The sequence below is a fragment of the Rhodomicrobium sp. R_RK_3 genome (assembly GCF_002198715.1).
Taxonomy (GTDB): domain Bacteria; phylum Pseudomonadota; class Alphaproteobacteria; order Rhizobiales; family Rhodomicrobiaceae; genus R-RK-3.
In genome coordinates this window covers 16,112-39,374 of the sequence record NZ_MWLK01000029.1, presented here as the reverse complement: position 1 = coordinate 39,374, position 23,263 = coordinate 16,112, and the positions used below count along the sequence as shown (strand labels likewise).

General features: G+C 65.1%; 19 protein-coding genes. 12 read left to right on the top strand and 7 right to left on the bottom strand.

Features of this window, described 5'->3' with window-relative positions:
* Nucleotides 1–132: 132 nt before the first annotated feature.
* Nucleotides 133–897: a hypothetical protein gene (locus tag BLEFHOIH_RS16035; protein WP_125461747.1), complete on the bottom strand. Its 765-nt coding sequence runs from the start codon at nt 895–897 to the stop codon at nt 133–135.
* A gap of 298 nt (nt 898–1,195) precedes the next feature.
* Here BLEFHOIH_RS16035 and BLEFHOIH_RS16030 point away from each other — a divergent pair, with 298 nt between their 5' ends.
* From BLEFHOIH_RS16030 to BLEFHOIH_RS16020, 3 genes are all read left to right on the top strand, one after another.
* Nucleotides 1,196–2,122 carry a UDP-2,3-diacylglucosamine diphosphatase gene (locus tag BLEFHOIH_RS16030; RefSeq protein ID WP_088347032.1) on the top strand — a complete coding sequence of 309 codons (927 nt, stop codon included), beginning with the start codon at nt 1,196–1,198 and terminating at the stop codon, nt 2,120–2,122.
* 75 nt (nt 2,123–2,197) lie between these two features.
* Nucleotides 2,198–3,403: a DUF3419 family protein gene (locus BLEFHOIH_RS16025; RefSeq protein WP_088347031.1), complete on the top strand. Its 1,206-nt coding sequence runs from the start codon at nt 2,198–2,200 to the stop codon at nt 3,401–3,403.
* Between the two features lie 4 nt (nt 3,404–3,407).
* The gene (locus BLEFHOIH_RS16020; RefSeq protein ID WP_088347030.1) at nt 3,408–4,061 is read left to right on the top strand and encodes a class I SAM-dependent methyltransferase; all 654 of its coding nucleotides are present in this window, start codon (nt 3,408–3,410) and stop codon (nt 4,059–4,061) included.
* A 45-nt stretch (nt 4,062–4,106) separates the two neighbouring features.
* On the opposite strand, the gene BLEFHOIH_RS16015 is transcribed toward BLEFHOIH_RS16020, so the two are convergent.
* The 5 genes from BLEFHOIH_RS16015 to BLEFHOIH_RS15995 form a co-directional block, all read right to left on the bottom strand.
* Entirely contained in the window at nt 4,107–5,834 is a 1,728-nt protein-coding gene (locus BLEFHOIH_RS16015) for an iron ABC transporter permease (RefSeq protein WP_245297040.1), read from the bottom strand.
* Between the two features lie 58 nt (nt 5,835–5,892).
* The gene (locus tag BLEFHOIH_RS16010; RefSeq protein ID WP_088347089.1) at nt 5,893–6,936 is read right to left on the bottom strand and encodes an extracellular solute-binding protein; all 1,044 of its coding nucleotides are present in this window, start codon (nt 6,934–6,936) and stop codon (nt 5,893–5,895) included.
* Between the two features lie 258 nt (nt 6,937–7,194).
* Nucleotides 7,195–8,274 carry an ABC transporter ATP-binding protein gene (locus BLEFHOIH_RS16005; RefSeq protein WP_088347029.1) on the bottom strand — a complete coding sequence of 360 codons (1,080 nt, stop codon included), beginning with the start codon at nt 8,272–8,274 and terminating at the stop codon, nt 7,195–7,197.
* A 7-nt stretch (nt 8,275–8,281) separates the two neighbouring features.
* Nucleotides 8,282–9,067: an enoyl-CoA hydratase gene (locus tag BLEFHOIH_RS16000; RefSeq protein WP_245297044.1), complete on the bottom strand. Its 786-nt coding sequence runs from the start codon at nt 9,065–9,067 to the stop codon at nt 8,282–8,284.
* A 23-nt stretch (nt 9,068–9,090) separates the two neighbouring features.
* A complete protein-coding gene (locus tag BLEFHOIH_RS15995) occupies nt 9,091–10,284 on the bottom strand; it encodes a CaiB/BaiF CoA-transferase family protein (protein ID WP_088347027.1) in 1,194 nt (397 codons plus the stop codon).
* A gap of 285 nt (nt 10,285–10,569) precedes the next feature.
* Here BLEFHOIH_RS15995 and BLEFHOIH_RS15990 point away from each other — a divergent pair, with 285 nt between their 5' ends.
* The gene (locus BLEFHOIH_RS15990; protein ID WP_125461746.1) at nt 10,570–11,175 is read left to right on the top strand and encodes a hypothetical protein; all 606 of its coding nucleotides are present in this window, start codon (nt 10,570–10,572) and stop codon (nt 11,173–11,175) included.
* Between the two features lie 12 nt (nt 11,176–11,187).
* Here the strand turns inward: BLEFHOIH_RS15990 and BLEFHOIH_RS15985 are convergent, their stop codons facing one another.
* On the bottom strand, nt 11,188–11,661 hold the full coding sequence (locus tag BLEFHOIH_RS15985; RefSeq protein WP_088347025.1) for a MarR family transcriptional regulator: 474 nt from the start codon (nt 11,659–11,661) through the stop codon (nt 11,188–11,190).
* 358 nt (nt 11,662–12,019) lie between these two features.
* Here BLEFHOIH_RS15985 and BLEFHOIH_RS15980 point away from each other — a divergent pair, with 358 nt between their 5' ends.
* The 8 genes from BLEFHOIH_RS15980 to BLEFHOIH_RS15945 all read left to right on the top strand — a co-directional run bounded on the left by BLEFHOIH_RS15980 (nt 12,020) and on the right by BLEFHOIH_RS15945 (nt 23,168).
* Complete coding sequence (locus tag BLEFHOIH_RS15980) at nt 12,020–12,439, top strand: organic hydroperoxide resistance protein (protein WP_088347024.1); 420 nt, start codon at nt 12,020–12,022, stop codon at nt 12,437–12,439.
* 41 nt (nt 12,440–12,480) lie between these two features.
* Nucleotides 12,481–13,260, top strand: a complete 780-nt coding sequence (locus tag BLEFHOIH_RS15975) for an alpha/beta hydrolase (RefSeq protein WP_088347023.1) — start codon at nt 12,481–12,483, stop codon at nt 13,258–13,260.
* 165 nt (nt 13,261–13,425) lie between these two features.
* Nucleotides 13,426–14,478: an alpha/beta hydrolase gene (locus BLEFHOIH_RS15970; protein ID WP_088347022.1), complete on the top strand. Its 1,053-nt coding sequence runs from the start codon at nt 13,426–13,428 to the stop codon at nt 14,476–14,478.
* 64 nt (nt 14,479–14,542) lie between these two features.
* Nucleotides 14,543–15,052: a cytochrome P460 family protein gene (locus BLEFHOIH_RS15965; RefSeq protein ID WP_088347021.1), complete on the top strand. Its 510-nt coding sequence runs from the start codon at nt 14,543–14,545 to the stop codon at nt 15,050–15,052.
* A gap of 334 nt (nt 15,053–15,386) precedes the next feature.
* Complete coding sequence (locus BLEFHOIH_RS15960) at nt 15,387–18,299, top strand: winged helix-turn-helix domain-containing protein (RefSeq protein WP_088347020.1); 2,913 nt, start codon at nt 15,387–15,389, stop codon at nt 18,297–18,299.
* Nucleotides 18,300–18,540: 241 nt separating this feature from the next.
* Complete coding sequence (locus BLEFHOIH_RS15955) at nt 18,541–19,959, top strand: MBOAT family O-acyltransferase (protein ID WP_088347019.1); 1,419 nt, start codon at nt 18,541–18,543, stop codon at nt 19,957–19,959.
* A 69-nt stretch (nt 19,960–20,028) separates the two neighbouring features.
* Nucleotides 20,029–21,651 carry a hypothetical protein gene (locus BLEFHOIH_RS15950; protein ID WP_088347018.1) on the top strand — a complete coding sequence of 541 codons (1,623 nt, stop codon included), beginning with the start codon at nt 20,029–20,031 and terminating at the stop codon, nt 21,649–21,651.
* A gap of 341 nt (nt 21,652–21,992) precedes the next feature.
* On the top strand, nt 21,993–23,168 hold the full coding sequence (locus BLEFHOIH_RS15945; RefSeq protein WP_088347017.1) for a TAXI family TRAP transporter solute-binding subunit: 1,176 nt from the start codon (nt 21,993–21,995) through the stop codon (nt 23,166–23,168).
* The last annotated feature ends 95 nt before the right edge of the window (nt 23,169–23,263 follow it).

Genomic DNA, 23,263 nt, shown 5'->3' with positions numbered 1-23,263 from the left:
GCGAGGGCGCCAGGATTCACAAACTCGGATCTTTGGCTTCCGCCTGACCTCTTCCGCCGATGCGCAAGATGCCCCGTGCCGTCGCGGGGGGATGATTCCGAATGCATGAATTCTGGGCGAGCCGTTGCCGCCTCAGTCGCCGGCGACTTTCCTTGTCGCGCGCTGCTTGGCCAGGGCCACCCATTTCTGGCAGCTCGGCCGGCTGATCGCACAACGATATTTGACGGCGGGGAGCGCCGCGGCGCCTTTGCGCGCACCGCGTCCCCGCAGGGGGCGGATGCCTTCGGCCTCGCGCTTGGCGCGCTCGATGAGCTGCTCGGCGGTCATGCGCGCCATGAACGGGTTGGCGCCGACGGCGGCCTTGCCGAGCACGCTGGCGACGGAGGCCGACGGTTCGGCGGACAGCAGATCGACGGCCGCGTTCGGACCGACCAGAAAGGCCAGCCGCAGGGCGCCTGCGTCCGGCGTCAGGCCGTTGGCTTCGAGAAAAGCGGCATTTTCGCGGGTATAGGCGCGCGCGGCGTTGCGGGCGACATGCGGGTCGACCCGCAGCTTGGAAATCTCCGCCCGCGATTTGCCTTCGGCGATCTCGGGGAAGTTTCGCGTCACCACGTCGAAGAAGGTGGCGTGGATGAACTGGAACGGCCCGAGCGCGCTCGAGCGGGGGTTTTTGGCATATTGCCGCCCGCCCGATTCGGCTTGCGACAGGCGGTCGAGAAAGAGCTGCTCATTCTCCACCGGCTTCAGCGCTTCGCCCACGACAGGCTCGGGCTTGGCGGCTTCGGCATCGCCCTCCGCCGGCTTGGCGGCGCCGGTTTCAGTCTCGGCAGGCTTGGTTGCTCCGGCTTCGATCGCCGCCGGCTTGATGGCCTCGTCTTCGTTTGTGGCCAATGCCAAAGACGGCACCGCCAGGAGGAACACCGCCGCGAGGCCAAGCCGCGCGAATCGGTGCGTACAAAGATGAACGCTTACGATCACAAATCTCCCGATATGGCCGCCGAATGCGGCTCCCGATACTCCGTTTGCGGCGCAACCTTTGCCAAAGCACGCCGAGATTGCAAGATTTTCGTTCCACCCCGCGACATCCGGACGCTTTGCGATCATCAGTCTAACACCGCGCCGCCCCAATCGGTCCCTTGTCACACGCTTGATATGTAAATCGGTTTCCTTTGCATGAGAGAAACAGGACGCTTTGATGCTGAGCGTATACGACCCCCACGGCCACCAGGAAGACCGCGATCGGGACGGTCGGAGCTTCCGGACTCTCTTCATCTCCGACACTCATCTCGGCACGAGATCCTGTCAGGCGGATGCCATCTTGGAATTTCTACGGCTCAACGACGCCGAAACCATCTATCTCGTCGGCGACATCATCGATTTCTGGCGCGTCAAGCGCGGGCCGGTCTGGCCGCAATCGCATAATGACGTGCTGCAGAAATTGCTACGCAAAGTCCGCAAGGGCGCCCGCATCATCTTCATCCCCGGCAATCATGACGAAGCACTGCGCGACTATTGTGGCATGAGCTTCGGCGGCATCGAGATCCACCATGATTTCGTGCATCAGACCGCCGATGGCCGCCGTATCCTCGTCATGCATGGCGATGAGTTCGACATCGTCGTGCGCTACGCCAAATGGCTGGCCTTCCTCGGCGACCGCTCCTATGAGATCGCGCTCTGGTGCAACAATCCGCTGAACTGGGTGCGGCGGCGGCTGGGCTTCGGCTATTGGTCGCTCTCGGCCTATCTGAAGCAGCGGGTCAAGAGCGCGGTGAATTTCATCGGCGAGTTCGAGACCGCCATCGCCGACGAGGCCAAGCGCCGCGAGGCCGATGGCGTGATCTGCGGCCATATCCATCATGCCGCCGACCGCATGATCCACGGCATCCGCTACATCAATTGCGGCGACTGGGTCGAAAGCTGCACGGCGCTCGCCGAAGATCATGACGGCCAGATCCGGCTGATCCGCTGGCACGAGGAGGCCGCGAAATATGCGGCTCCGGCGATGATCGCGGCGGCGGCGCCGATCGCGTTGATCGAGGCCGAGGCGGCGCCGCTCGAGGCCGACGGCGCCCTGCCGCTCCCCCCGCTCGAGGCGGAGCATGCGGTCGAGACCCGCGTCTAATCCCCGAATCGAAACGCAAACCAGGAGGCAGGATTGCTGGACAGGACAGAAGCGACGAGACCCAGAAGCGGCGCGATGATCGGCGCGGCGGTGGCGCGGAACCGGCTGTTCTCGGCCGAGGGCCTGCGCGAGCGGCTGTTCGCGATGGTGTTCTCCAACCTTGTCTATCCGCAGATCTGGGAAGACCCGGCCGTCGATCTGGAAGCGCTGGCGCTCGATGAAAACAGCCGCATCATCACCATCGCCTCGGGCGGCTGCAACGTGCTGAGCTACCTCACCGCCGGCCCGGCCCATGTCACCGCCGTCGACATCAATGCCGCCCATATCGCGCTGAACCGGCTGAAACTGGCCGCCGCCAGCCATCTGCCGGATTACGACGCCTTCTACCGCTTCTTCGGCGCGGCCGACACGCGGGACAATATCGCCGCCTTCAAGCGGTATATCCTGCCGCACCTGGACGCCCGTACCGCCGCCTATTGGTATGGCCGCCACGGCGTCCGCCGCGGCCGGCGGATCGGACGCTTCGCCAGCAATTTCTACCGCGCCGGCATCCTGGGCAATTTCATCGGCGCGAGCCATCTGGTCGCGCGGCTGCACGGCGTCAATCCGCGCACGCTGCTGAAAGCGGGGACGCTGGAAGAGCAGCGCCGGATCTTCGACCGCGAACTGGCGCCGCTCTTCCGCCGCCGCACCGTGCGCTGGCTGGTCAACCGCCCGGCCTCGCTCTACGGCCTCGGCATTCCGCCGGCGCAATATCGCGCGCTGGTCGGCGAGGTGGAGGGCGGCATGGCGGAGGTGCTGCGCCAGCGCCTCGAACGGCTGGCCTGCGGCTTCCCGCTCGAGGAAAATTACTTTGCCTGGCAGGCCTTTGGCCGCCGCTATGCCAGTTCGGGACGCGGCACCCTGCCGCCCTATCTCGACCGCGCCAATTTCGACGCGCTGCGCAAGAACGCCTCGCGCGTCTCGGTGCATCACGTCTCGCTGACCGAGCATCTGGCCGCCGCGCCCGCACAGAGCATGGACCGCTATGTGCTGCTCGACGCGCAGGACTGGATGGGCGACGCCGATCTCACCCGGCTCTGGCGCGAGATCACCCGCACCGCCCGCCCCGGCGCCCGCGTCATCTTCCGCACCGCCGGCGAGGCGAGCATCCTGCCGGGCCGCGTGCCGGCCGACATTCTCGGCCGCTGGGACTATGCGGCCGACCTCTCCCGCGCGCTGACGGCCAGGGACCGCTCGGCGATCTATGGCGGCTTCCACCTCTATCTCTTGAAGGCTTGAGCCCATGTCGCACATCGCTTCCGCCGCCGACCATATGGACGGCATCTACCGCCGCCAGCGCTTCATCTACGACGCCACGCGGCGCTATTACCTGCTCGGCCGCAACCGGGTGATCGCCGATCTCGACGTGCCCGAGGGCGGCACGGTGCTGGAGATCGGCTGCGGCACGGCGCGCAATCTGGTGCTGGCGGCGCGGCGCTATCCCTCCGCGCGGCTCTACGGGCTGGACGTGTCGGAGGAAATGCTGCGGACGGCCCGCGGCTCGGTGGAGCGGGCGGGGCTTGAGCGGCGCATCACGATGACCGCCGGCGACGCCACCGATTTCGACGCTACGGCTTTGTTCGGCGCCGAGCGCTTCGACCGCATCTTCATCTCCTATGTGCTGTCGATGGTGCCGTCCTGGCGGGAGGTGGTCCGCGCCGCCGCCAGCCATGTGGCGCCGGGCGGCGCCATCCAGATCGTCGATTTCGGCGATTTCGCCCAATATCCGGCGCTGATGCGCCGCGCCCAGCACGCCTGGCTCGGCCGCTTCTCCGTCCGCCCGATCGCCGCCTTCGAGAGCAAGATCACCGCCCACGCCGCGCAACTCGGCCTGCGCGCGACGACGGCGCGCCTGTTCGGCGGCTACGCGATCCAGGCCAAGCTGGAGCGGCGGTAGCAGCGTCTGGCGCGCGCGTGATGCGCGGGCTCGCCGGGCTCTGCCCTAGCCTGCCCGCTGCACCAGATTGGGCGCGGCGGCCAGCCGGCTCGCGAAGGCGACGATTGCGAGTGTGCCGACCAGCATGGTGATGCCGAGCACGGCGATCGCGCCGAGATCGCCGCTCTCATTGAGGTCATAGATCACCACCGACAAGACTTTCGTGCGCGCGGTGAACAGCATGATCGCGGCCGATAATTCCCGCACCACGCCGATGAAGATGAAGCACCAGGCGCTCACCAGGGCCGGGCGCACCAGCGGCTCCGAAATGCGCCAGAGCGTCGTCAGCCTTGTGCCGCCGAGGATGCGGCTCGCCTCTTCGAGTTCCGGATGGACGGCGCGAAAGGCGCTGCGCATCTGCTGGAAGGCGGGCGGCAATTCGATGGTGAGATAGGCGAGGAACAGGATCCAGAGCGTTCCGTAGAGCATCAGCGGCGGCCGCGCATAGGCGAGGAACAGCCCGACGCCGAGCACGATGCCGGGGATGGCGACCGGCGCCGTCACCAGGAATTCGACGACATGCCGTCCCGGATGGGTGCTGCGGCTCACCAGCCAGGCGATGGCGAAGGCAAGCAGCGCGCCGAGCGTCGCGGCGGAGGCGGCGAGGATCAGCGTGTTCCAGATCGCGGGGATGGTCTGGGAGAATTCGTAGAAGACGAAATGGACGTTGAACCATGTCAGCGTCGACCAGGAGAGCGGATCGGAGGCGACGCGGGTGGCGGCGGCCTTGAGCAGCGCGGCGTAAGGCAGGAACACCGGGAAGGCCAGCACGCCGAGCGCGAAGGCAAGCGCCGCATAGCGCCAGCGTCCCAGCGCGACGCGGCGCGTGGTGCCGCCCTTGCCGCCGATGACGGTGAATTGCCGCCGCCCCATCAGCCGCCGCTGTCCCCAGAGCAGCAGCACCGTCACCGCCAGCAAGGGCAGAGCCGCCGCCGCCGCGACATGCGGTTTGGGCGGGAATTGGAACAGCATGAAGATCTTGGTGGTGATCGTGTGGAAGCCGGCGGGCAGCGCCAGGATCGCGGGCGAGCCGAACAGCACCATGGCCTGCAGGAAGGCGATCAGCGCGCCGGCGAGGATCGCCGGCAGCACCAGCGGCAGCGTCACGTCGCGCAGAATACGCAAGGGCCGCGCGCCGAGGATGCCGGCGGCGTCTTCGAGTTCGGCGGGGATGCGGTCGAGCGCATTGGCGAGCAGCACGAAGACGAAAGGCGTCGTGTAGCAGGCGATGACGAAGATCAGGCCGGAGAGCGAATAGATGTTGAACAGCGGCACTTCCGCACCGGAGAGATCGCGCCAGAGGCGGTTGAGGATGCCGCTATTCGGCGCGGCGAGGATTTCCCAGGCGATGGCGCCGAGAAAGGGCGGCGTCACGAAAGAGGCCGTCATCAGGATGCGGATGGTGCGGCGGGCTGGGATGTCGGTGCGCGCGACGAGCCAGGCGAGCGGCATGGCGACGGCCATGCTTGCCAGCGCGACGGAGGTGGCCAGGATCGCCGTCGTGCGGATCGGGGCGGCGAGCGAAGGGTCGGTGACGAGCGCGGTGAAATTGGCCAGCGTTAACGCGCCGTCCGGCGAGGTGAAGGCGAAATAAGCCAGCCAGCCGAAAGGCAGGATGACCAAGAGCGCCAGCAGCCCCGATGCCGCCGCCATCAGCGCCGCGCCGCCATCCACGCGCAAACGCCAGCCCTCCGCGCGGCCGCCGACGCCCTCGAGTGTCCCTGTCGAGACCATGCCCTGCACCTCAAAGGATTTTGGGCAGCCGGCCGAGGGCCCGCTGCCCGGTCGGCTCTCAGGTGCCGAAGGCTTTGGCGTAGCGCGCCTTCAGGTCTTCGGCGTGCTTCTCGGCATCGTCGGCGTCGTCCTTCATCAGCTTGATTTCGCTGAGCGATTTGACGCCTTCCAGCTCCTTCACATCCGGATGCACCGAGCGCAGGCCGCCGACATCATGCATGAGCTGCTGGCCTTCGAGGCTGAACGACCAGATATAGAACAGCCGCGCCGCATTTGGGTGCGGGGCCTTGGCCAGCACGGCGGACGGTCCCGGCACGAAGGGCGTCCCTTCCGCGGCGTAGACGATCTCGATCGGCGCGCCGGAGCGCTTGGCGAGGATGAGATTGTACTCGGTGCCATCGGCGGCAATGGCGCGCTCGCCGCTAACGATCTTCTTCGACGGGTCGGTGGCGGATTGCACCTGCATCACCTCCTGCTTGCCGAGCTTGTCGAGATAGTCCCAGCCGAGGTCGCGGGCGATCTGGTGCGTGGCGGTCAGGACGGTGCCGCTATAGCCGGGATGCGCCTTGACGATCTTGCCCTTCCATCTCGGGTCGAGCAGATCGGCGAAGCTTTTCGGCGCGGCCTCGGGTTTCACCAGCGTGGTGTTGTAGCCGATAGGGCTGAGCGTGGCGCGCCAGACCGCATAGGTGCCGTCCTCGGCATCGTAATAGGCCTTATCGAATTTCTTGGCGACCTCATCGGGCAGCACCGGCGCGAGCCAGCCCTTGCGCTTCCAATAGAGCGCGTGGGAGGCGTCCGAGGTGTTGATGACGTCGGCATTGTTGATGCCGCTTTCGAGTTCCTGGCCGATGCGCTGGAAGAGACGTTCCGCGCCGGTGCGCTCGACCTGGACCTCGATGCCGGGGAATTTTTCCTTGAAAGCCTGGGCGACCTTTTCGGCCACCTTCACGTCGACGGCGGTGTAATAGGCGACGACGCCTTCCTTCTTCGCTGCCTCGATCAGGGCCGGTGTGATCGACACCGGCTCGGGCGGCGCGGCGAGCGCGCCACTGATGGCGAAAGCGCTGATGACGCCCGCCAGTCCTAATGGAATCCGCATGGTTTCCTCCCTGGATGTCTGCGTTTCCTCTTCTGCGCAAGACGGGCCGTTCGGCCTCTGTTTGTCGTTCATCTGCAGCTTGCGGCGGATTTTCTCGCGAGGCAGCCGCATCCACAATTGTCATCCCCGCGAAAGCGGGGATCCAGTACTCCGCAGCGCCGAATTTCCAGGCAGAGTGCCGCCACAAGCACCGGGGTTACTGGATCCCCGCCTTGGCGGGGATGACAAAAAGGGGCGTGTGGTTTGGGGATCATGCCTTTAACCCTCCGCCCGCACCTGCAAGGGGCGGCATTTCTCGGCGGGCAGTTCGACGAAAACCTCTCCATCGGCGGGGATGGCGAGATCGGGCGAAGTGGAGGCTCGGAATGCCGTCCCGCCGGCATGTTCGAGCGCCAGATCGACGGTCGGCCCCAGAAATGTCCGGCGCGCGACACGCATCGGCAGACCCTGCATGCCGCTCGCACCTGATGGGCGCGCGGCATGCACTCTCACATCATGGAAGCGGATCGATAGCGCGCCGGGCCGTCCCGCCTCGAACAGCTTTTCGGCGGCATTGATCGTCACCCCATCCACTGACAGCGCGGACGGGTCCACGGCGGTGCCGCTGAGAATATTCGCGCCCCCGAAGAAGCGCGCGACGAATTCGGTGCGCGGCTTCTCGTAAATCTCCTGCGGGCGGCCGATCTGCTCGACGCGGCCTTCATTCATGACGACGATGCGGTCGGCGGCGGTCATCGCCTCGGACTGGTCGTGGGTAACGTAGATGGTGGTGTAGCGATACTCGTCATGCAAGCGGCGCAGCTCGAAGCGCATCTCCTCGCGCAGCGAGGCGTCGAGATTGGAGAGCGGTTCGTCGAGCAGCAGCGTCTCCGGTTCGATGACGAGCGCCCGCGCCAATGCCGCCCGCTGCTGCTGGCCGCCGGAGAGTTCCGAGGGATAGCGGTCGGCGAGGCTGCCGAGCTTCACCACATCCAGCATCGTCCGGGTCCGCGCGGCGATCTCGGCGCGCGGCAGGCGGCGCAGCGTCAGGCCGTAGCCGACATTCTCCGCAATCGTCATATGCGGCCACAGCGCATAGCTCTGGAAGATCATCGACATGTTGCGGCGCTCGGGCGGCAGGCAGCCATCCGGCCAGGATAGTTTCCTGCCGCCGACCAGAATTTCACCCGCGCTCGGCGTGATGAAGCCCGCGACCAGCCGCAAGGTCGTGCTCTTGCCGCAGCCGGACGGGCCGATGACGCAGAGCAATTCGCCGTCGCGCACCGAAATGTCGACGGCATCGACGACGGGGCGGCCCGCATAAAGCTTCGACAGCCGGACGAGCGCGACCTCCGCCATGCCGCCCTCAGCGCCCGGTGAAGTTCGGTTTGCGCTTCTCCATGAAAGCCTGCCGCCCCTCGATGTAATCCTGCGAAGAGAAGCAGGCTGCGACCGCTTCGGCGGCCCGGTCGAGGTCGCGCGCCTCCGGATCGCGCAGCGCCTCAACGATCGAGAGCTTGATGCCCCTGATGGTCAGCGGCGCGTTGTCGGCGATGGTGTTGGCGGTCTCCATGACCACCTGCTCCAGCGCCTCGTCGGCGACGATCTGGTTGATGAGGCCCCAGCGAAACGCTTCCTCGGCGCCGACCTGCTTCGCGGTGAAGAAAATCTCCTTGGTCACCGCCGGTCCCAGCGTCTCGATATAGCGGCGCAGACCCGCATAGCCGTAGCCGAGGCCAAGCTTGGCGGCGGGCAAGGCGAAGCGCGAGTCCGGCGTCGCATAGCGCATGTCGCAGCAGACGGCGAGGTTGAGGCCGCCGCCGATGCAATAGCCGCGGATCATGGCGATGGTCGGCTTGTCGATGGTGTAGATACGGTCGTAAAGCCGCTCGATGAGAGTGTTGTAGCGCTGCTGGGCCTCCAGCGTCGCGCGCTCGCTCTCGAATTTGGAGATGTCGGCGCCGGAGACGAAAGCCTTGCCGCCCGCGCCGGTCAGCACGATGACGCGCACCTCCGGGTCGGCCGCGAAATCCTCCAAAATGACCTCGGCGGCTTCCCACATCTCATAGGAGACGGCGTTGCGCTTCTCCGGATTGTTGAAGGTCATGATGCCGACGCGGCCTTGTCTCGCGGCCAGCATCTTGTCTGTCATGGTCAAGGCCCGTCCTCCGGATGTCAGATCAGTTTGCGCGCGCGGAACGCCGCGATCTCGTCGGCGTCGTAGCCGAATTCGGCCAGGATTTCGTCGGTATGCTCGCCGATCCCGGGCGCCGAATGGTGCAGCATAGCGGGCGTGCGGGCGAGCGTCACCGGCTGGCCGAGCATGGTCGCACTGGTGCCGTCCGGCCTCTGTACGCTCTGGGCGATGCCGAGATGGCGCACTTGCGGGTCGGCGAAGACTTCGTCGATGGCATAGATGGGACCGCAGGGCACGCCCGCCGCGTTCAGCCGGCCGAGCCAGTCATCGGTCGGCCGCTGGCGCAGGATCGCGGCGATCTCGGCATTGAGGGCGGCGCGGTTGGCGGAGCGGTCGCGGGCGGTGCGGTATTCGGCGCGGCCCAGCAATTCGGTCGCCTCGACGGCCTCGCAAAAGCGCTTCCAGATCGCCGAGCCGGTCGTCGCGATATTGATGAGCCCGTCCGAGGTCTCGAAGACGCCGGTCGGGATGCTGGTCGGGTGGTCGTTGCCGGCCTGCTTGGGCACGACGCCATCGGCGAGGAAGCGCGCGGCCTGGAAATCCAGCATGAAGATCTGCGATTCCAGCAGCGAGGTCGTCACCCATTGCCCCTCGCCGGAGACCTCGCGCTCGAGCAGCGCGGTGAGGATGCCGAGCGCGGCGAACAGGCCGGCGCTGAGATCGGCGACCGGGAGCCCCGCGCGCACCGGCCCCTGGCCGGGTATGCCGGTGATCGACATCAGCCCGCCCATGCCCTGCGCGATCTGGTCGAAGCCAGGCCGGTCGCGATAGGGGCCGTCCTGGCCGAAGCCGGAAATGCTGGCATAGACGAGGCGCGGATTGACCCGGCGCATATGCTCATAGCCGATGCCGAGCCGGTCCTTCACGTCGGGCCGGAAATTCTCGACCAGCACATCGGATTCGGAGACGATGCGGTCGAGGATGGCGCGGCCATCGGGCTGCTTCAGATCGAGAGTGAGACTGCGCTTGTTGCGCTGCAGGTTCTGGAAATCGGAGCCCTCGCGCGGACCGCCCAGCGGCTCGCTGCCGGCATCCGCTGCGGGCGGCATCTCGACCTTGATGACATTGGCGCCGAAATCGGCGAGCTGGCGGACGCAGGCCGGTCCCGACCGGACACGAGTCAGATCGATCAGGGTGAAGCGGCCAAGCGCTCCGGCTCCATTTGGGGCCATTGGCGGTCCTCCCCTGACGCGCCGAATATCTGCTGACCAACATCATAAAAGACGGGCGGGCTTTGTCCACCTCCAGACGGCGCGGGACATGTTGAGGACGAGCGGAAGAACGTCCAGCGCCGCGCAATCCGAGCCGCTATGATCGCAAAAGTAGAACTTGATTCGCTCCACAACCCTTAGCCGGCTTCGGCTGGCAAAGGGCAGCGGCAAACGTTGCGTAATCGATTACCGATCGCGGTTTTGCGTTCCTGAGGGTGACGACATCGACTTACCGGGGAACTGAAGATGATTTCGCAACAGTTGGTTTTGCGCGCATTGGCCGGCTGCCTTGCCGTGACGGCGGTCCCTGCCGCCCATGCGGAGAGCAGCACGGTCGGCATCGCGGTGACCTTGGAGCGCCAGCCGGATGATTTCAGCGACAATCGGGGCACCGATGTCGAGCTGAACGGCGCGCATGTCTTCGACAATGGCATCATCGTCGGCGGCTATATGAAATATTACGACACCACCAGTATCGACCAGCAGACGCTCAATACCGAAGGCGTCGTCGGCTACACCCATTCCTTCTTCAACAAGCGCTTCAATCTGAGCGGCACCGGCGGAGTCGGAGAGCGCGTCTTCATCGAAGGCGATAGCGACGACTTCCCGTATTATGTCTTCAGGCTGGCCGGCGACATCCCGCTGACCGACCGCACCACCTGGAACATGTTCACCCTGCGCTATCGCGACGCCTTCGACGGCAAGAACGACTACAACACGCCGGAAATCGGCACCGGCTTCACCTACAAGATCGATGAGGGCAATACCGTCTCGATCAAGCTGGAGCGGGATTATTCGGACGGCAGGCCGAGCTATACCGGGCTGGAACTCGGCTATAAATATCATTTCTAGCGGCTATGGCGCCTAAGGCTTTACGCGGGCGGCATCGGTCAGATTGTCCCGCAGCGTCACCAGATCCTCTCGCAGCTTGGCGAAGGCGGCCGGCGTGAGCCCGGTGGCCATCAGCAGACCGCCGCGAAAGCAGAGCGCGGCCTCGCGGATGCGCCGCCCCTCGGGCGTCAGCCGGATTCTGACCTGCCGCTCGTCCTCGGGATCACGCTGCCGCGTCAGATAGCCGACGCCCTCCATGCGCTTCAGCAGCGGCGTCAGCGTGCTGGAATCCAGGAACAGCTTGCTGCCCAGCCCGCCCACGGTCTGATTGTCCTCATCCGCCAGCGCCACCAGCACGAGATATTGCGGATAGGTCAGGTTGAGGTCTTCCAGCAGCGGCTTGTAGAGCCGGTTGAAGGCAAGATTGGCCGAGTAGACAGCGAAACACAGGAAGTCGTCGAGCTGTGGGACCCCGTCCGCAACGGCGTGAAGCTTTTCCTTGGCCATAGAGAACGCTCCTCACGGCATCCGAACCATCGATAACGCCGTCCCCACAAATAGTTGATGCGCGATGGAATAGCAAGCGCTTGACCCGCGCCACATATCGAGCGAATAGTTTGCGAGCGATTTAATCGCGCTATCGACAGGCGACGCAGCACCAAAGAGGAGGCAGAAATGCTCGAATATACGAGGTTTCTTATAATCGTGGCGCTGGGCGCCGCCATCGCGCTGTCATGTGGGGCGGAAACCTACGCGGCGCATCTCGGGCCTTTCGAAGCGGTTTGATATTCGAAAGACTTCATTAACATCGCATCCCATTTAATCGTGTCATAAGCAGTTCAATTCATCACAAGGAAGCAAGGCCATGACCAAGATCGAAAAAGTTCTCTACACCGCCAAGACCCACACCACCGGCGGCCGCGAAGGCGCCTCGCGCAGCTCCGACGGGCATCTCGACATCAAGCTGTCCCGCCCGGGCGCCCCTGGCGACGGCACCAATCCGGAGCAGCTTTTCGCCGCCGGCTGGTCGGCCTGCTTCGAAGGCGCTATGGGCGTCGCCGCCCGCAAGCTCAACGTTTCACTTCCCGCCGATGTGGCCATCGACGCCGAAGTCGATCTCGGCGCGACCGAGGAGGGCGGCTTCCAGCTCCGGGCGCGCCTCAATATCAGCGTGCCCGGGGTGGAGCGCGACGTCGCCCAGGCGATCATCGATGCTGCGGATCAGATCTGCCCCTATTCCAAGGCCACCCGCGGCAATATCGACGTGACCATCACACTGGTCTGAGCCGAAGCCGTCTTGAACGAAACGCACGAAGGAAACCTCGGATGAAAAAGCTCGCCGCAGGACTGGCCCTCGCCGGAGCCTTATTCGCAAGCCCGGCATTGGCGCAGTCCGAAAAGCCCACCATCGTCCTGGTGCATGGCGCATTCGCCGATGCATCGAGCTGGAACGGCGTCATCAAAATCCTGGCGAAGGACGGCTATCCGGTCGTCGCCGCCGCCAATCCGCTGCGCAGCGTCAAGGGCGATGCCGATTACGTCGCCAGCCTGCTGGCCGGGATCAAAAGCCCGGTCGTGCTGGTCGGCCATTCCTATGGCGGGTCGGTGATCAGCGAAGCCGCCAACGGCAATGCCAATGTCAAGGCGCTGGTCTATGTCGCGGCCTTCGCGCCGGACGCGGGCGAAACCGCCGCCGGCCTGTCGGGCAAGTTCCCCGGCAGCACGCTCGGGCCGACGCTTGCTCCTCCCGTCGCGCTGACGGGCGGCGGCAAGGATCTCTACATCCAGCAGGACAAGTTCGGCGCGCAGTTCGCGGCCGATGTGCCGAAGGCCGAAGCGGTGCTGATGGCGGCCGGGCAGCGGCCGATCACCGAAGCGGCGCTGAACGAGCCCTCGAACGCCCCCGCATGGAAGGCCATCCCCTCATGGTTCGTCTATGGCGACAAAGACCTGAACATCCCGCCCCAGGCCCTCGCTTTCATGGCCGAGCGGGCGCAGTCCAAGCAGACCGTCGCGGTGAAGGGCGCCTCGCATGTGGTGATGATCTCGCACCCGGAGCCGGTCGCGAAGCTGATCGAGAGCGCGGCGGCGGCGGCAGCGAAATAGCCGCCGGTCCCGCAAAGGAAACGGGCTGAAACGCCGACCTCGGCGCGGGCGCCTCTATAGCGGCGGCGCCCGCGATCTGTTCACCTTCGGCTAGGACAAACGGCCGATGCTTTCCGGCGCGGCGGCGCGCTCTCACAATTTCGGAAACCCTTGCAAGGAAAACGAATGTCCGACCTTACCGACCTCAGCCGCCGCCGGTTTTTCGGCAATACGGCCCTGACCATCGCAGCCGCCCAGCTCGGCTTGATCGGCGCCGCCAATGCGCAAGGCGGCACGCCAAAACCCGCCGCCCTGCCCGCGATCGAGCCGGGCGCTCATACCAGTTTCGGGCCGCTGAAGCAGATCGACGCCGGCGTGCTCAATATCGGCTATGCGGAAGCCGGTCCCGCCGGCGGCCCTCCGGTCATTCTGCTACACGGCTGGCCCTATGACATTCATGCCTTCGCCGATGTCGCGCCTGCCCTGGCGTCGGCGGGCTACCGGGTGATCGTCCCCCATCTGCGCGGCTACGGCACGACCCGCTTCCTCGCAGCCGACACGCCGAGGAACGGCCAGCAATCGGTGGTCGCCGTCGATATCGTCGCGCTGATGGATGCGCTGAAGATCGAGAAGCCGCTGATCGCCGGTTTCGACTGGGGCGCGCGCACGGCCTGCATCATCGCGGCGCTCTGGCCCGAACGCTGCAAGGGGCTGGTTTCGGTGAGCGGCTACCTGATCGGCAATCAGGAGGCGGGCAAGATGCCGCTGCCGCCCAAGGCCGAGCTGCAATGGTGGTATCAATTCTATTTCGCCACCGAACGCGGCCGGCTCGGCTACGACAAGAACCGGCACGATTTCGCCAAGCTGATCTGGCAGCTCGCGTCGCCGAAATGGGCGTTCGACGACGCCACGTTCGACCGCAGCGCCGCGTCGCTCGTCAACCCGGATCAAGTCGAGATCGTCATCCACAATTACCGCTGGCGGCTCGGCCTCGCCGAGGGCGAGGCGAAATATGACGCGCTGGAAGCGCGGCTCGCCAAGGCCCCGGTCATCACCGTGCCCGCCATCACGCTCGAAGGCGACGCCAACGGGGCGCCGCACCCGGAGCCCGCAGCCTACCGCGCGAAATTCTCCGGCAAATATTCGCACCGCACGCTGGATGGCGGCATCGGCCACAATCTGCCGCAGGAAGCGCCGCAAGCCTTCGCCGAAGCGGTCGTCGAGGTCGACGGCTATTGATCGCGCCGGGGCGGCCGGAACGACCCCGGCCGCCCGTTACGACTGGCGCTACAGGAACACGCTCATGAAATTGACCCATCTCGGAATGTTCGCGGCGGCCATGGCGGCGGCGTCCGGCTTTGCCGCCATGTCACTTGGCGCCCCCGGCGCGGCGGGCGAAGCCTCGCCGGTCTACGGCGTGACCATCCCGGAAGGCTACCGGCAATGGGAGCTGGTCGGCGTCGCGCAGGAAGCCGAGCCGCTGAACGAATTGCGCGGCATCCTGGGCAACCCCATCGCGCTCAAAGCCTATCGCGAGGGCACCCTGCCCTTCCCGGACGGCACCATTCTCGTCAAGCTGGCCTGGAAGCACGTGCCCTCTCCGGAGTTCGAGGCAGCCTCGGTCCCCGGCGCCGCGACGACGGTTCAGGTCATGGTCAAGGACGCCCGGAAATATCCCGATAGCGGCGGCTGGGGTTTCGGCCGCTTCATCGATGGCAAGCCCGTCGATGAGGCGCAGCACCAGACCTGCTGGGCCTGCCATCAGTCTCTGGTGAAAGACCACGATTTCGTATTCACGCGCTTGGCCCGCTGACGCGGAAAGCCGCCGGCTCCGCTTGCCCCAACCTGGGCTTCGCTCTCCGAAGCCTCGAGCCGGCGTCGCGGCGCCATGCGCCCGCAACCAACCTTCCCCAAAACACTAAGCCACCAAGCCGTTTCCGGCCGACGCCGCTCCGACCGGCGCCGCTCCGCCACATCGGCGATCACCATGCCTGTTCCCTCGCGAGAGACGCCGGGGCTGGACAAAACCAAATCGCTTCCATAGTATTATTCGGCATAAACAATCAGTTAGAGGCATTTTCTTTTGACACAACTTTAATAGAATCGATGAACGCTTACTTTTCGAAGAAGTTAAACGAGAGGTAAATATGGGCGTGGCCGTCTGGTCGACTGGCTTGGCTGAGCGTGTATTCTCGTTCGGCCCTTTCCGTTTCATTCCGGCACAACAGCTTTTGCTGGACGGGGAGGCGCCCGTCCGGGTCGGCAGCCGCGCGTTGGAGATTCTCGCCGGTCTGGTCGAGCGCCCGGGCACGCTGGTCACCAAGGACGAGCTGATGGCCCGCGTCTGGCCGGACACGGTCGTCGAAGACAGCAATCTCAAGGTCAATGTCGCCGCGCTGCGGCGCGCCCTCGGCGAGAGCAAGCCGGGCCGCCGCTATGTCGCCACCGTGCCCGGGCGAGGCTACCGCTTCGTCGCCCACGTGGAATATTCAGGACCGGGCGTCCCCACCCCCAAGCCACGCAGCGCCGAGCACAGCCATAATCTGCCGGCGTCCTGGACGCGCGCCATCGGCCGCGCCCAGACGATCGATGCTCTGCGCAAGCAATTGCCGCAGGGCCAGTTCGTCACCATTGTCGGCGCCAGCGGCATCGGCAAGACGACGGTGGCGCACGCCGTCGCCGAAGCCTCCATCGGCGCCTACGCGCATGGCGTCTGGCTCGTCGATTTCGCTCCGCTGCGCGATCCGCAATTCGTCGCCAGCGCGCTCGCCTCGGCGCTCGGCCTGACCATCCCATCCGACAATGCCGCCACCGCCCTGACGGCCTATCTCCGTGACAAGCAGATGCTGCTCGTGCTGAATAGCTGCGAGCATGTCATCGAGGCCGCGGCATCGACTGCCGAGCAGATCATCAGCGGCGCGCCCGGCGTGCATGTGCTCGCCACCAGCCGCGAGCCGCTGCGGGCCAAGGGCGAGCGCGTGCACCGGCTGTCGCCGCTGGAAAGCCCTCCGCTGTCATCCGGGCTGACCGCCGCCGAAGCCCTCACCTATCCCGCGGTCCAGCTTTTCGTCGCACGCGCCGCGGAGTGCCTCGACGGCTTCGAATTCGGCGACGCCGACGCGCCCGCCGTCGCCGATATCTGCCGCAAGCTCGAGGGCATCGCCCTTGCCATCGAACTGGCCGCCACCCGCATCGACGCCTTCGGGGTGCGCGAGCTCTCGGCGTTGCTGGACGACCGCTTCCGCCTGCTGAGCCAGCATCGCCGCGGCGCGCTCTGCCCGCGCCATCGCAGCCTCGCCGCCGCGCTCGACTGGAGCTACGACCTGCTCTCGGCGGACGAGCGCACGACCCTGCGCCGGCTGTCCGTCTTCGCGGGCGCGTTTTCGCTGCAATCGGCGGGCGCCGTCGCCGCCGGGGCCGAACTTTCCGTTCCCGAGGTCATCGACTGCGTGGCCAATCTGGTCGCCAAATCGCTGATCTCCGCCGATATCAGCGACGCGGTGGTGCAATACCGGCTGCTCGGCACCACGCGCGCCTATGCCCTGCAAAAGCTTGCCGAGGACGGCGAGCTCGACGCCTCGATGCGCCGCCATGCCGAGCACCACCGCGATCTGTTCGCGCGGGCCGCCGCCGATTGGGAGGCGCGTCCCGCGGCGGACTGGCTGGCGGATTACGGCCGCCGGATCGACGATGTCCGCAATGCGCTGAGCTGGGCGTTTTCCGAAGGCGGCGACCCCGCCATCGGCGTCGCGCTGACGGTCGCGGCGATCCCCTTATGGATGCATTTATCGCTGCTCGACGAATGCCGGATCTGCGTCGAGCGGGCGCTTGCGAGCGAGGCCGTGGCCAAGCCCTCCGGCGACCGCGACAGGATGAAGCTTTACGCCGCCCTTGGCGCGGCGCTGCTCTATGCGCACGGTCCGCTGCCCGAGACCGACGCCGCCTGGACCGCCGCCCTCCGGATGGCCGAGGACATCGGCGATGTCGAATATCAGCTCCGCGTGCTTTGCGGCCTGACCATCTACCGCATCTATATCGGCGACTACCGGGCGGCGCTTACTCTGGCCGAGCGCTTCCATGGCATCGCCGAGGAGAACGACGACCGCGCCGCCCTGCTCAGTGCCGGCCGGCTGATCGCCACTGCGCTGCATTATCTGGGCGACCAGCCCAATGCGCGCCTCCGCCTCGATGCGATGCTGAGCCGCAGCGCCGCACCGGCGCAGCGCCCGCAGATCACCCGCTTCCAGCTCGATCAGCGCGCGGTGACCCAGAGCACGATGGCCAACATCCTCTGGCTGCAGGGCTTTCCGGATCAGGCCCTGCGCGCGGCGGATCGCTCCCTGGAGGCTGCCCTCGCCTCGGATCATGTGCTCAGCCTTTGCAGCGTGCTGGTCCACGCGGCTTGCCCGATCGCGCTCTATGTCGGCGACTTGCCCCGGGCGGAGCGCGCGCTGACGATGCTCTCGGAGCAATTGGCGAAACACGCTTTGCCGGTGAGCAGACAGGTGGGCGTGTGCCTTCGCGGCCTGCTGGATATCAAGCGCGGCGATTTCTCCGGCCTGCCGCATCTGCGAATCGCGATCGACGAAATCCGGGACGCCAAATACGGCCTGCGCTACCCGGCCTTTCTCGGCGTGCTGGCCTATGGTCTGGCGGCGAACGGTCAGACCACCGAGGCGCGTGCCGCCATCGACGAAGCCCTGAACTGGGCCGAACGCACCGAAGAACTCTGGGTCCTGCCGGAATTGCTGCGCATCAAAGGCAAGGTGTACCGCTTGCTGGCGACGCCCGCGGCGCTCGCCGCCGCCGAGTCGCATTTTCTGCAAGCACGCGAGGCGGCGCGCCAGCAACGCGCCTTATCCTGGGAGCTGCGCGCCGCCACCAGCCTTGCCGGCCTCTGGCACAGAGCCGGCAGGACCGAGGAGGCGTTCATGGCGCTCTCGTCGGTCTATGACCAGTTTGAGGAGGGTTTCGGCACGCTCGACCTGCGGACCGCCCGCCTGCTGCTGGACGATATCCGCCATGGCGCGGCGCGGCGTCCTGAGCTGCATCCTCGCTGATCGGCAATTTGGCCGTTGGGCCGCCGCTCCGCTTTTATCGCATGCAGAATATCTGTGAACGGACCGCGATACCAGCTTGACTGAACACAATGGCTGCGCAACTTAAGGTGGCGCAGCCATTTCGGTTCTTCATCAGTTGCTTCGTTAAAATCCGCTTGTTTCAGATTCACTGTTCCCGTTTTTCTTGGGAACGCGCCCTCTCGAGCCCGCTTCGACTTCCTCACGGACGGACGCGCCGACCATGCCGTTTTCGGACCAATCGTTTCTGTTTGTCTTTTTGCCCGTCGTTCTGCTGTTGGGATTGCCGCTTGCCGGGACGCGCCATTTTCTCGGATTTCTCTTTGCCAGCAGCCTGTTCTTCTATTTCTGGTCGTCCGGCTACCATGTCCTGGTCTTGCTGCTCAGCATCGGTTTCAACTATGCGGGCGCGCTCAGCCTCGAGCGAGAGCCATCGCGGGCCAAGCTCACCCTTCTGATTGCCGGCAATGTCGGCCTCTTGGTCTTCTACAAATATATCGGTTTTCTGCTGACGCAGCTCGGCGTCCCGGTGGCCGGCGGCCTCGGCGGCTGGTTCCACGATCTGGTCCTGCCGCTCGGCATCTCCTTTTTCTGCTTCCAGGGCATTTCCTATCTGATCGACGTCTACCGGGGCTCGGTTCCGGCGGAGCATGATTTCGTGCGCTACGGCGCCTATAAGAGCTTCTTTCCGCAACTGATCGCCGGGCCGATCGTCCGGTACACGGACGTCGCGGCGGACCTGCTGTCCCCGCAACGGTCACTCGACCTTTTCAGCGCCGGCGCGGCGCGCTTCTCCCACGGCCTGATCAAGAAGCTGCTGATCGCGGACGGCGTCGCGGGGCTCGCGGACGCCGCCTTCTCGGTCCCCAACGCCGAGCTCAACTGCCTGACGGCGGTGGTTGGTTCGGTGGCGTTCGCCCTCCAGATCTATTTCGACTTCTCGGGCTATTCCGACATGGCGATCGGCCTCGCCATGATGCTCGGCGTGCGCTTCCCGGAGAATTTCGCGCGACCATACTCCAGCGCCACCATCACCGAATTCTGGCGGCGCTGGCACATCTCGCTGTCGAGCTGGTTTCGCGACTATGTCTACAAGCCGCTGGGCGGCAACCGGCGCGGCCCGGTCCTCACCTATTGCAATCTGCTGATCGTGTTCCTGCTGACGGGCCTCTGGCACGGCGCGGCCTGGACCTTCCTGCTCTGGGGCCTCTATCACGGGCTGTTCCTCATTCTCGAACGGCTCGCGCTCGGCGAGAAGGCAAAGGCGATGCCGCAAGGCTGGCTGCGCTATGTCTACGCGCTGCCGGTGGTCCTGGTGGGCTGGATCCTGTTCCGCGCCGCCGATCTTGGGCAGGCCGGCGCCTTTCTCGCCGCCATGGCCTCTCCCTTCGCCGCCAACAGCTTCGATGTCCTCCCCGCCGTCCGGGCCGCGATGTCACCGCAGGTTCTGGTGATTTTTCTCGGGGCCATGGCGATCTTCGTCATGCCGCGCGCGCCCTCGCATGCCGCCTGGCTGTTCCGGTCGACCGACCGCCCGCTGATGGCGGCGACGCGCATGGCCTATATGTCGGCCTGCTTCACGGTCGCGGCGACGATCGCATTCTCCCAATCCTACAGCCCGTTTCTGTATTGGAGGTTTTAACCCCCTTCGCCCGCCGAGATCTTCCCCCAGGCCGAACCATTCACATTCAAGAAAGCTGAGGATTTTGCAGTGTCCGCTTCCCTTGCCCCCGCCGCTCGCATTTTCGCCCTGCTGGCGGCAGGCAGGGCGGCCCTGCCCCGCCGAGTCACGCCGGGCGCGCTGCATCTGGCAACCTGCGCGGTTTTCCTAAGCCTGATCTTCGCGCCGGTCCTGGCGATCTACGCCTTCGGGGTGGCCCCGTCCAGCCAGGGCAACCCGCTCATGATGGATTTGCTGAAGCCGCGCCTGGCGCCGCGGAGCGCAACGGACCCGCAAAAGGGCCTCGCGGCCGAAATTCTGGAGCGCTCGCAACTCCGCGAAACGCTGATCGGCGTTCGAAGCTGGCTGGCCTATAATGTGGCCGGCTATGTCGACACGCCGCTGGTCGTCTCCGGCCGCGACGGCTGGCTTTTCTACAAGGAGGAATTCTGGGGCGGGCGGTGCCTGGAGGACCGGGTCTGGACGACGCTGCTCAATGAAATGGACCTCCTGACCGGCATCGCCAAGCCGACCGGGATGCGGCTGTTCTTCACCGTCGCGCCGGACAAATCCGCCCTCTACCCCGAGCAGCTTGACCCGCGCTCGGCGATCTATTGGAAGTGCAAGGCGCAGAACAGCGCCAGGTGGCGCGCGCTCGCGGCGGAACGGGCGCCCGGCCTCATCGATCACAAAACCGCGCTGGACGCGGTGAAGGCGGCAGGCGTGCCGCTGTACTTCCAGACGGATACCCATTGGAACCTCTATGGCGGCGCCGTCGCCATCCGCCAACTCGCCGCCGCGACACTGGAAATCCCGTCACGGGAACTCCCCGAAGCGGTCCCCCTGCCGGAAGCCTACCGTCATCCCAGCGACATGCGGCGCATGCTGAAGCTCGCCGGCACCGATCTCAGCCCATTGCCCAACAATGCCGATGACACGCGCTTCGTGGCGCGGGCCGCCATCGACGCGCGCACCACCGCCATCATCCACGATTCCTTCTATTTCTACGTCGCGCCGTTGATCGAAGCGGTGTTCAAGGGCACCAACCGCTTCCACATGCGCAAGGTGGAGGGCTTGGACAATGTCGTGCTCCGCAATCCCAGCCTGCTGATCGTCGAATCGGTCGAGCGCAGCCTTCCCCTCCGCTTCGGAGATGGGCCCTACGGCGTGAACGGGGCGCTGGGACAAGCGATCATCGCCAACAACCGCAAGGCCGCCAATCGCTGCATCTTCGGCAAGGAGAACATGGCCGATGCGCTCGCCGATGAGCAGATGCATGAGTTGAGCCGCAGCGGCCGCAAATTCGTCTCCAGCGGCGTCGACCCATGGGTCGTTCTGGACCTGCCCGAAGGGGGCAGCGGTTCGCCCTGCCTGCGCCTCTCGGTGACCGTCAAAGCACCGACTCGGCTTGAAATCTTTCTCCCCCCGCGAAAAGGGCGGATAGCGGCGGACATGTTCGAGGCGGGGCGCGTCCTGCCCATCCCGCTGGCAGCGGGGGAAAACCACATCAAGCTCGTGTTGCCGGACGATCTCGTGGTGCGAAAGATTCGCATCGATCCGGTCATAGGTATCCGCCGCTTCGTCATCGATGACATCGCGTTCGGCTATGACAGCGGCGTCGAACAGCTCGAATATCCGGCAGCGGCCTTCACCTCCGCGCTTCCATATCAGTGATGCCCTCGGCCGGCGGCAGCGTGGCGCGGTGCCTTGCCTCGCCAATCACGCTGGCGGCGTGCCCAAAATCCACGTGGCGGCCAAAGTTGATTCAGTCAACGTGAAATATCGCTCAAGCACACGGCAACAACGCCGACGGCACGATCGCACCGCAACTTCGCTCGATTGCTCAAAATCTTGGGCGACGACGGTTCAGCAGATGAATCGACCGCAAACTGCATTCAATAACTTGACGAATGCTTATCCCGCAAGCTACTCATAATAGGGGGAAATTCCACGTCCCACGAATATCCAATAGGAAGCCGGGTCGTGGCAAATAAAAATGTGAGGGAGCAACGGGAATGGGTCTTGTTCGTGCCGCCCTATTGGGCGCTAGCCTGTGTCTATGCCAATTGTCGATTTGCGGCGGCGCCGCCGCTCAAAACGCCAACACGCCTCAGTCGAAATACCAAGCCGCGAAAGAGCAGGCGAACGCTTCAAGCGTGACCATCATCGCCTCATCTGCATCCAGTACCTATACCCGCTTTGCCCAGGACATGCAGGACGTGCTGGACGACCGCAGCCTGGGCGGCTTGCGCGTGCTGCCGCTGCTGGGCAGCGGCGGCGGTCAGAACATCCATGACATGCTTTTCCTGAAAGGCATCGACATGGGCATCACCGATGCCGCCTATCTGCAATATTACAAAGAGCAAGACCCGATTCTCTACGGGAATTTAGAGAGCCGAATCAATTACATCTGCAACCTCATGAACGCCGAGTTTCACCTGCTGACGCACCAGGGCATAAAATCCTACGCGGATTTGCGGGGCAAGAAGGTGAGCTTCTGGAAGCAGGAGAGCATCACATCGTTGGCCGCCGAAAACATCTTCAAGGTGCTGGGCGTCGAAGTGGTGCCGGTCTATCTGGACGATGCCGCCGCGATCGAAAAAATGCGCAGCGGCGAGATCGATGCCGTCGCGCGGATGAGCGGTGCGCCTCACAATGATTACAGCACGGTGAAGCCCGAAGATGGCTTCCACCTGTTGCCGCTCGACACCGCGACGCTGACCGATGCGCAGCATGCGAAGCTGACCTCGATCTATTTGCCGTCCGAATTGACCAGCAAACAATATCCGCAATTGATTCCGGCCGGAAAGACCGTGCCGACCCTGGCGACGATCATCGTTCTCGCGGTGTATAACTGGCCGGAGAAATCCGAGCGCTATTTGAAGCTCGAGAAATTCGTCCAGCGATTCTTCTCCAATATCGCGGAATTCCGCAATCCGGCGAGGCATCCGAAATGGACCAGCGTGAATCTGGCGGCGAAGGTCATCGGCTGGCAGCGCTTCAAGCCCGCCCAGGAATGGCTCGATCAAAATGTTCAAGCCACGTCCAATGACACGACGGACCTGCGCGTCGCCTTCGAAGCCTTCATGCGCGACTACGCGGTCAAGACCTCGCTCGGGCCCCGCACCGAAACCGAGCGCGAAAAAATGTTCAAAGACTTCTCAAAATGGTGGCAGACACAGCGGAACTGAACGCGTGAGACTCGGAGCGGGACGATGATAGGCGGCGGATGTCGCCCATCGTCCCGCTCTACGGGCCACCCGGCCGTCGGCGACAGCGCAGACGG